Raw genomic sequence first — 9,913 nt, 5'->3', positions numbered from 1 at the left:
GTCGTTGTCGTTGTCGTAATCGTAGTCGAAACTTGATTCGGGTCGGTCGGCTCATGCCCAAGTTGAGTCGCTTCGCCGATTACGACAACGACAACGACAACGAAGGGATCGTTGTTTCACTTATTGTTGACTCGACACTCAGCGCGTTTTGCCAAACCGATAAGGGTATACCGCCATGGCCATGGTTGAATCGAAATCAGTCATCTACCGCAAGCTGGCGGCTCATGCTTTTCTGTGGTTCTTTCTCGCCCTGATCATCTTCCCGCTATTGATGGTCATCGCCATCTCGTTCCGCACCGGGAATTTCGCGGTCGGCGACATCATCCCCAGCAATCCCACCCTGGATCACTGGCGGCTCGCGCTGGGCATGTCCATCGTCGATGAGGCCGGACGGACCATCCCGCCGCCCTTCCCGGTCTTGCTATGGCTGTGGAATTCGGTCAAGGTGGCCGTCATCTCGGCGATCCTGATCGTTGCACTCTCCACCACCTGTGCCTACGCGTTCGCCCGGCTGCGCTTCTCGGGCCGCAGCCTGTTACTCAAGGCGATGCTGATCTTTCAGATGTTCCCGGCGGTCCTGGCGCTGGTGGCCTATTACGCCTTGTTCAGCCGGATCACCGAGTATTTTCCGCCACTGGGGCTCAATACCCACCCCGGACTGATCTTTGCCTATCTCGGCGGTATCGCCCTGCACGTATGGACCATCAAGGGCTATTTCGAGACCATCGACAAGTCACTGGAAGAATCCGCCATGCTCGACGGCGCCTCGCCCTGGCAGGCCTTCCGGCTGATTCTGCTGCCGCTCTCGGTACCGATCCTGGCGGTGGTCTTCATCCTGGCGTTCATTACCGCCATTACCGAATATCCGGTGGCCTCCATCCTGCTGCAGGACGAGGCCAAGCTGACGCTGGCGGTGGGCTCGCAATACTATCTGAATCCGCAGGAATACAAATGGGGCGACTTCGCCGCCGCCGCCGTCATGTCGGGCCTGCCGATCACCCTGGTCTTTCTGCTCGCCCAGCGGTGGCTGGTCGGCGGCCTGACCGCCGGTGGGGTCAAGGGGTAGGGTCCGCTACGCGGACCGACGACCTCTGGCGATTTCTGGCCTTGATCGTTATCCCGGCCACCGGTGTGCGTAGTCAGGGCTTCCAGCCCTGACGGTGTCAGGCCAGGATGGCCTGACTACGCACCCGGCGAGCCCAAGTGGCCGGAATCTTGATCGAGGCCCGATTTCTTTCAATCGCCTAAGATTCCACGAACCCCGCACCCCATCGACAACGCGGCGGGATCAAGAAACTAACCGGGGCCACGACGCCCACCAGGAGCTTGTAAGAAATGGCTGACGTCAAGATCGATCACCTGGTCAAGAACTACAACCCCGGCGTTGCGCGCGATGTCCTGCGCGATATCAACCTGGACATCAAAGAGGGTGAGTTCGTGGTCTTCGTCGGCCCGTCGGGCTGCGGCAAGTCCACCTTACTGCGGGCCATCGCCGGACTCGACGACATCACCTCCGGCGACCTTTACATCGGCGGCAAACGGATGAACGACGTGCCGCCGGTCAATCGCGGTGTCGGCATGGTGTTCCAATCCTATGCGCTCTACCCGCACATGACGGTGCGTGAGAATCTCGCCTTCGGACTCAAGATCAAGAAGATCGACAAGGCCATCGCGAAGGAGCGGGTGGCTCAGGCCTCGGCGATGCTGGGTCTGGACAGCTTCCTGGAGCGTAAGCCCAAGGCGCTCTCCGGTGGTCAGCGCCAGCGGGTCGCCATCGGCCGCGCCCTGGTCCAGCACCCCGATGTCTTCCTGCTCGATGAACCGCTGTCGAATCTCGACGCCGCCCTGCGGGTGAAAACCCGTATCGAACTGGCCCGGATGCACCAAGAACGCGGCTCCACCACCATCTATGTGACGCACGATCAGGTCGAGGCCATGACGCTGGCCAACAAGATCGTCGTCCTGAGCCCGCTCACCGACGATGGCGCGGCCAGCAACCTGGAGCAAGTCGGCCCGCCGCTCGATCTTTATCATGCACCGGCCAATCGCTTCGTCGCCGGCTTCATTGGTTCGCCCAAGATGAACTTCCTGGGCGGCATGATCGAGGAGGCGGGCGAACAGCGGACCCGCGTCAAGCTCGACACCGGAGTCAGCCTGACCGCATCGGTCGACAGCAGCCGGGGCCGGCCAGGCGACAAGGTCGAGGTCGGCATCCGGCCGGAGCACACGGTCCTGCTCGACGACCCGCGCGCGGACAATCGGATCACCGGCACCGTTCAGGTGGCCGAACACCTGGGCGCCGAGACCTTCGTTTATCTGGAGGTCGGCGGCAAGGACTTCACGGTCAAGGTGCGTCCGGAGACTCCGGCCGCACCCCAGAGCCAGTTCGACATCGGTGTGCCAACCGACGCCTGCTACCTCTTCGATGCCAAGGGACAGGCGTTTCCCCGCACGGCGCGCTTTAACCGGACCTGATTTCTGAAGTGACTTACGCCTGGGCCTTCCGCATGGATGCTGGGGATAGGCGCTCGAGCAGCGCACGGGCCTCCATCAAGTCCTTCGTGTCCTGGCCTTCGGCGAGCAAGGCGAAGATGGGTGCCAGCACGCCTCGCGCGGCTTCGTGTTGTCCCTGTTCCGCCAGAAGCCCTGCCAGCAGCACCGCGGAGCGCAATTCCCAGGACTTGGTGCCCTGCCGACGCGCACAGTCGATGGCGGCGCGCAAGATCTGCTCGGCCTCCAGGTCGCGGCCCAGGCGCATCATGAGCCAACCCTTGATGCGCAGGACTTCGGCCAGCCAGATCCGCTCCTGGTAGGCCGGGCGCTCAATTTGCTCGATGCACGCGTCGATGAGCCGCATGGCTTCGGCCAGGTCGCCCCCCTGGGCCAGCGCCTGCGCGAGGACCGATTTCAGATAGGGGATGCGCACTCCGCCGCCGACGTTAGCCCAACCCTCGATGCCGCGGCGCAGCAGGTCAATGGCGTCTTGCGTCGGCGCCTGCTGGAGCAGGCCGATGCCGATCGCCTGCGGAATGGAAACCTGGTTGAAGAAGGCCAGACCCTGTTCCTGCGCGAGACGATCCGCCAAGGCGAGGCGCTCGAGCAAGGGTTCCGGCTCACGACCGTAGGCGAACAGGTAGGCGGTATAGGTTAAGGACCAGACGCGATTGAAGGCATGTCCGACAGCACGCGCGTGCGCACAGCTTTCGTCGCTGACCGCCATGGCCCGTTGATAGTCGCCCTGCATCCAGATCCATTGACACGAGTAAACGCCGACAAAGGTTTTCAGGTCATGCCCCGCCAGTTGAATCCACTGCTCTGCACGCTGTGGATCATACAGCGCCAGGACCCGGTCGGCGTGGGTCTGCGCCTCGCGCAACTGGCCCAGGAGGAAATGCGTCACCATGGCGGCGGCGGGGCCGAAAATCTTGAGATCCACATCGTCGGTTCCCTCTCCCTCGTCCAGTAAACGCTGGGCCAATGGCAGTGAATCGGCGATGCGGCCCTGCGTAATGGTATTGGTCCACATCCACCACAGACCGATGATCAGACTTCGGGTGTTGCCCTGGCTCGAAGCCAACCGCAGGATCCGCGCCGTGTTGGTACCGATCGCTGCGCCGGCCCATCCCCCCAAGCCGGCCCAGACCGCATTGAGTTGCTCACGAATCGTGAGTTCGAGTGCGTCGCGATCCCGCGTTTCGGGCTGTTGGCTCGTGAGGGTCAACGCCTTCTGCAGGTGGGCGAGCGCCTCGTTCAGCGCCACGCGCTCGATGGCTAGGACGCCGGCTTTGCGCCACAGTGGGATCGCGTTGTCGAGGCGGCCCGCTTGGGTGTAGTGGTGCGCGGGCAGCTCGGGACTGTGGCCCGCCTGGTCGGGATAGTCCACCTCCAGGGTCTGCGCAATGCGGGCGTGCAGGGTTTGGCGACGGCTCTTGAGCAGGAGTTCATAGGCGGCGTCCTGCACCAGCGCGTGTTTGAATGTATAGATGACATCAGACGGTGTCTCCCGGCGACTGATCAGCTCCGCCTCGACCAGCCGGTCGAGGGCATCGTCGAGTCGAGCGGTCTCCCATGCCGCCACGCGGTAGAGCAGCGCGCGGGAGAACTCCCGGCCGATGCAGGCGCCGATTTGCGCGATCTCCTTGAACGGGGCCAGGCGGTCCAGGCGCGCCGCGAGCGAATCCCGCAGCGATGTCGGAATGGCCAGAGCGGGCAAAGGGGCCGCGAGCGTGTAGCGGTTCCCAGCCTCGCGTAACAGCCCCGATTCCAGCACCGACTTGGTCAGCTCTTCGACGAACAGCGGAATGCCATCGGTGTGGGAAATGATCTCGTTCAGCACCTCGGCCGGAAGTTGTCGGCCCCCGGTCATGACGCCCACGAACGCACTGATCGTGCTCGGCTGCAGTCGACCAAGCCCGAGGCTGGTCACATAGGGTAGACCCTCGAAGGGCAGGGAATAACCGGGGCGGTGGGTCGCCACCAACAGCACCGGCAACCGCGGAAGCCGAGGCACCAGTGCGTCGAGAAACGCCTGGCTGGTTGGGTCCATCCAATGCATGTCTTCGAAAACGATCAGGACGGGCTGCCTCCGCGAGAGGGCTTCGACTTGTCCGACCAGCACCTCCAGGGTCTTGTCTTTCTGTCGCTGGGGCGAAAGGTTGAGGGGTGGATAACGCCCGGGGGGCAGCGACAGCAAGTTGGCAATAAGCGGCGCGGCCTCGGCTACCAGGCTTGAGTCCCCGACGAGCAGGGCTTCGAGTTTGTCGAGCTTCTGCTCGGGGCTGTCCTCACGGGCCAGCTTTGCCGCCAGCTCGAGCTGCGCAATGATTGGCTGAAGCGCGGAATTGGTGAAGTGGGGGGAGCACTGGTAGCGCAGTACGGTATGGGCTTCCGCGAGGCCCTGTCGCAGCGCGTGGCAGAGACGGGATTTCCCGATGCCCGCCTCACCACTGATGAGGACAACCTGCCCGAGACCTTCACGCGCGCGTTCCCAGTGGCCGCGGAGCAGAGCCAGCTCGTCCTCACGCCCCACCAGGTCGGTCAGTTGCTTCCCCGCATGAACAGCGTCGAAGCGCCCCGCCGTTAGGCGAATGGCGTCGACGCGCCAGACCGGGACCGGCTTGGCGAACCCTTTGAGGCTGTGCGTGCCAAGATCCGCCAGTGCAAAGAGATTGCCGACCAGGCCTCGGGTTGTCGGGTCGATGACCACCTGGTCCGGCCCCGCCAGGCTCATCAAGCGGGCCGCGAGATTCGGCGCCTCCCCGACGGCCAGCTTCGACTCGCTGTTGTCATGGCACGACGCTTCTCCCACGACGACGGTTCCGGTGGTCAGGCCCACGCGGACCGCGAGCGGGGAGGCCGCGCGAATGGCGTTGACCGCCCGCACGATCTCCAGCCCCGAGCGCACCCCGCGCTCGGCCTGGTCCTCGTGAGCCCGCGGCCAGCCGAAGTAGATCAGTAATCCATCCCCCAGATATTGCGCCACATGGCCGTCATAGCGTGCGACCACGTCACCACAGGCCTTGCGATAGGTCTGGATGAGCTCCCTCATCTCCTCGGGGTCGAGATGGGTGGAAAGAGCGGTGGATCCCACCAGATCGCAGAACATCACGGTCAACTGCCGCCGCTCGCCCACCGAGTCGATTGGCGGGGGCTGCTCGGTCACTCGCCGCGGGACGGCATCTGGAGGTCGCGGCGGTGCGATTGCACTGAGGATTCGCTTGCGCGGACCGAATCCCAGGCCGAGCTCCTTGAGGTCGGACTCCGTCAGGATTTTCAAGGTTTTCAGGTCGACCTCGTGCTCGACCAAGAGCGCCTCGAACTCGCCTAGGTCATGCGCCCGCAGCCAGTCACCCAACGCCTGCGTCACGCCCGCCCCCGATCCATCGCCATCGCCCCAGCCCGCTTCGGGACCAGCAGACCTGTAGGGTCCGCTGCGCGGACCGCCGACCGCGCCGATCGCGCAATGGCCGGGTTGATGACCAAGGCCACTCCCGCGTGCTGCGGGATCAGCAGCCCCCGGGAAACCAGCCAATGGGCAATGGCCGATCCCTGTTGGGGAGGAACCCGGGGCATCCAGGATCGCACGAGCTCGGGCGCTGTCATTCCCCGGCGGACACACCGCACCAGTGGTGCGAGTTCCACCTCGTTTCGGGACCGCGCGGCTCGTTCCCGGTCTGCGATTCCTCCGTCATCGGGCGCCTCAGGCTTGGTGTGCAATGCGTTTCCCCGTTGGGCAGTCTTGCTGCTGCAGCGACGACGCGGGCTTGACCGGTTCGGCAAGCCGATAGCCCAATCCGCCTATCACGGACTTTGGGGTTTTGCAAAGAAACCCAAGCAAAGCTCCGGTTCCGGGCTCTAAGCTGGTGGGTAATACCTTCAGCCGGGCTCCCTTCAAGACCGTCGCGCTACGCCTGATCGAGACCGCGCGCCGCTCACCGCGTTGGCAATGCCTGCTCGTCGATGGTCCTTTGCTGGACCGTGGGCTTGGGCTTTTCCGTCAACGCTCCGACAAGGATTGGAGCTTGACGGACTGCATCATCTCACAGAGCGTCCACGTATCTACCTTAGGTGACTAACGACACGCACGCAACCGCGGGACGCCTCGCACCGCCGCTCCGGTCCTGGCGGAGCGGCGCTCGCCGCTCAGTGGCGACCATAAGTGATGCGGTGACTGCGTAAAAACGCGCCGGCTCAGCCCACCAGCCGCTGCACCCGCGCCTGTTCCGCCAGGCGTTCCGCAAGCTGTGAGGCGATGGCCGAGAGCAGCCGGATCTTGAGCCCCGCCTCGATCGCCGCAAAGGGGACGCGCCAGCAGGCCCCGCCGTCGCGCGCCACCACATCGGCCGAACGGGGTTGGCCGCTCGCCAGGGGCAATTCGCCGAAGTACATGCCAGGGGAAAGGGTGGAGAGCCGCCGCGGCGGCTGACCGGGGGCCGGCAGCAGGACCTCGAAACGGCCTTGGGCGATGAGGAACAGCGCATTGGCCGCTTCGCCGGTGCGAAACACCGGTGTCCCAGCGGCGAACTCCAAGCGCTGCGCGATGGCCGCAAGCCCGGCGCGCTCCTCGCCGGACAGCGTGACACAGAGGTCGTTGTCGGCGAGCGCGCTCTCCTGGGTCGGGTCGGTCGGGGGCGCAAGCGTCGCGATCAGTCGATCCTCCGCCCACTCCAGGGCGTGGTCGCTATCGCTGAATTGAAAGATCGCCAGGTCCTGAGACTGCGGCCACGCCTGGGCCACCAACCGCATAAATGCATACTTGTTGGCCGCCCCGGGGATCAGCACGGTGCGCCCCTGACCGGTGAGGTCGCGGGCCAGGTCCGCCAGCATCCGGGCGGCGGCCTGATCGACGTTGACGACCCGCGCCAGGTCCAGGATCAGCACCTCCACCCCCGCCAACTCGTCCAGCACTTCATGGACCAGTGACTCGGTCGCCCCGATGGTCAACTCGCCCTGGAGTTCGTAGACGCGCACGCGGGCGCCGTGTTGCGCCAGCAGGTCCCGCTCGGCCAGTCGGCGGCGGCGCTGGGAACCGACCAGCATGGCGTCATAGCGGGCGCGGATGATCGCGGCCGAAGTGGAGCGGCTGGTGTGGAAGAGATGCAGATCGAAATCCCGGGAGATTTCCTCGCAGACCCGGATGCCGCGGCAACTGTTGCCGCGGGCATCGAGCAGCGGCGAAAACACGGCGATGCCGACCTGACCGGGCAGGACCGCCACGATGCCGCCGCCCACGCCGCTCTTGGCCGGCATCCCGACGCTGTAGATCCATCCGCCCGAGTAGTCATACATGCCGCAGGAGGACATGACCGACAATACCCGCGCGACCTGGGCCTCCGGCAGCGCGCGCACCCCGGTGACCGGGTTGACCCCGTTATTGGCCAGGCAGGCGCCCATCAGGGCCAGGTCACGGCAGTTCACCAGCACCGAACATTGGCGGAAATACAGGTCGAGCCCCGGTTCCGGATCGGTCTCGATGACGTCGAAATTGCGCATCAGGTGGGCGAGTGCGCGATTGCGGTGCCCGGTGCGCGCTTCGGAGGCATAGACCCGCTCGTCGACCACCATGGGGTGGCCGGTATAGCGCGCGAACATCTCGAGTATCCGCTGTTCGCGCTGCTCCGGGCTATCGCCGGCGATCATGCAGGTGGTGGCGATGGCACCGGCGTTGATCATGGGGTTCAGGGGGCGCCCGGTGCCGGGCTCCAGGCTGATCGAATTGAAGGCCTCGCCCGAGGGTTCGACTCCCACTTTGGCCAAAACCCGCTCGACCCCAAGATCGGCGAGTGCCAGCCCGTAGACGAAGGGTTTGGAGATCGATTGGATGGTGAAGGCCTGGCGGCTGTCGCCGACCTGATAGACATGACCATCCACCGTCGCGACGGCGATGCCGAACCACTCCGGGTCGGCGCTGGTCAGTTCCGGGATATAGGAGGCGAGGTCACCCTCGCGCAGGTCCGCGACGCGCCCGTGCAGCGCCTCCAGGTATTTTTGAATCGGGGAGTCGACGAGCGCCTTGACCGCCATTGGCAGAGACACCTGAGTGGAACACGGGGTAAAGGGACAAAGCAAAGTGCGAGCCAGATCGGCACCTGGGCCGGCCCGTGGCTGGGCCGTGCTTGGGGTGCCCCGCACACAACGCCTTCAGCGAACCCCTCCGGCGGTCAAACCGAGGACGATGCACCATGGGGTGGCACAGCGCTCCGGGTGCGGTCGATTTCGGGGCGACCGCACCGGACGTAAAGGTGGGTTTCAAACCCGCCCCTACACCAAGGGTCTGTCTGGATATCAGGTACGAAGGCTATATTATCTCCACCAACCAGTCCTTGGGAAAGCCCTGGACAGAGTCAACAGGTTGTCCCCATGAACCAACCTCAGGTCGCCGAATCGCCGTTTCCCGACCTGTCCCGGGCACCCTTCGCCGTCCTGTCCGGGGCCGCGCCGGAGACGGTCGCCAACGAGATCGTCGCTTGCCTCCAGACCGTCGAGCAGCTTGAGCGGCCCACGTGCCGGGTGTTCGAGGCGGTGGCCGCCAACGTCGGGATGAGCCCGCGCGACCCGCTCGCCGTTGCCGGGATGCGCATCGCCGTCGATCTGGATGATGGGGTGACGGGTCAGGCTCGCAACGCGTACCACAATAGCCGGCATATCTGCGAAGTCCTGCTGTGCAGCCTGTTCCTCGCCAAGCACGCTGGGCTTGCGGGCGCGCAGCAGGCGCGGATCGCCGTCGCGGCCCTGGTGCACGACCTTCACCATGACGGCACCACCAACGCCGGCCAACCCTTTCGGCTGGAACGATTGGCGATAGACGCGGCCCGGCCCTGCCTGGCGGCGGCAGGGGTCGCGCAAGCGGAGATCACGCGCATCGCGGCCTTGGTGCTGGCCACCGAGGTCACCATCGGGGGGCCTTATGCACGCTGCTGTTTCCGGCACTTTCACCAGGGCGGCCCGGCATCCGAGGCGCCGCCCGGTGCCGACCCCCTGGGGCTGCTCGCGACCGACCCGAACCTGGCGTTTCAGGCCGTCCTGCTGGCCGAGGCCGACCTGCTCCCGTCGGTCGCCTTGACCTTCGATCACGCCATGCAATGCCAGGAGCGCCTGTCGCGGGAGGATCGCCGCATCGCCGCCACACCCGTGCAGAAACTGGCCTTCCTGGACCGACACCGACAGGAAGGGCTCCTGGTAGCGCGCTTCTTCGAGCCCAATCTGGAGGGGTTGCAGTGCCTGATCCGGGCTTCCTTAGGCAAATGACTTTGCTGGTGCGGCAAAGAAGTTCGAGCGGTGGAACAAGGAAGACGTCAACGGTGAGAGGCCGGCCCAAGTCGGCCTTGATCATAATTCCGACCACTCGTCGTTGCGGCAGCCCGTCGCGGCCGGGGGCCGCTGCTGCGGTAGGAGCGGCCCCCGGCCGCGACGC

5 protein-coding genes are annotated in these 9,913 nt (G+C 65.1%); 3 read left to right on the top strand and 2 right to left on the bottom strand.

The genetic code is table 11. From position 1 onward, the window contains the following. Positions 1-175: 175 nt before the first annotated feature. Both malG and QZY03_RS04040 read left to right on the top strand, forming a co-directional pair. A complete protein-coding gene (malG, locus tag QZY03_RS04045) occupies positions 176-1,066 on the top strand; it encodes a maltose ABC transporter permease MalG (RefSeq protein WP_295578473.1) in 891 nt (296 codons plus the stop codon). A 269-nt stretch (positions 1,067-1,335) separates the two neighbouring features. Further along, the gene (locus QZY03_RS04040; protein WP_295578472.1) at positions 1,336-2,475 is read left to right on the top strand and encodes an ABC transporter ATP-binding protein; all 1,140 of its coding nucleotides are present in this window, start codon (positions 1,336-1,338) and stop codon (positions 2,473-2,475) included. 13 nt (positions 2,476-2,488) lie between these two features. On the opposite strand, the gene QZY03_RS04035 is transcribed toward QZY03_RS04040, so the two are convergent. Then, positions 2,489-5,866, bottom strand: coding sequence for an AAA family ATPase (locus QZY03_RS04035; RefSeq protein ID WP_295578471.1), 3,378 nt, complete (start codon positions 5,864-5,866; stop codon positions 2,489-2,491). Between the two features lie 824 nt (positions 5,867-6,690). Continuing rightward, positions 6,691-8,523 carry a glutaminase A gene (gene glsA, locus QZY03_RS04030; RefSeq protein ID WP_295578470.1) on the bottom strand — a complete coding sequence of 611 codons (1,833 nt, stop codon included), beginning with the start codon at positions 8,521-8,523 and terminating at the stop codon, positions 6,691-6,693. A gap of 336 nt (positions 8,524-8,859) precedes the next feature. Between glsA and QZY03_RS04025 the strand changes: the two genes are divergently transcribed. Beyond that, positions 8,860-9,747 carry a hypothetical protein gene (locus tag QZY03_RS04025; protein ID WP_295578469.1) on the top strand — a complete coding sequence of 296 codons (888 nt, stop codon included), beginning with the start codon at positions 8,860-8,862 and terminating at the stop codon, positions 9,745-9,747. Positions 9,748-9,913: the final 166 nt, after the last annotated feature.

This window comes from uncultured Lamprocystis sp. (assembly GCF_903933125.1).
Classification (GTDB): domain Bacteria; phylum Pseudomonadota; class Gammaproteobacteria; order Chromatiales; family Chromatiaceae; genus Thiodictyon.
The sequence above is the reverse complement of the archived record's forward strand: the minus strand, read 5'-3'. Positions and strand labels throughout refer to the sequence as shown.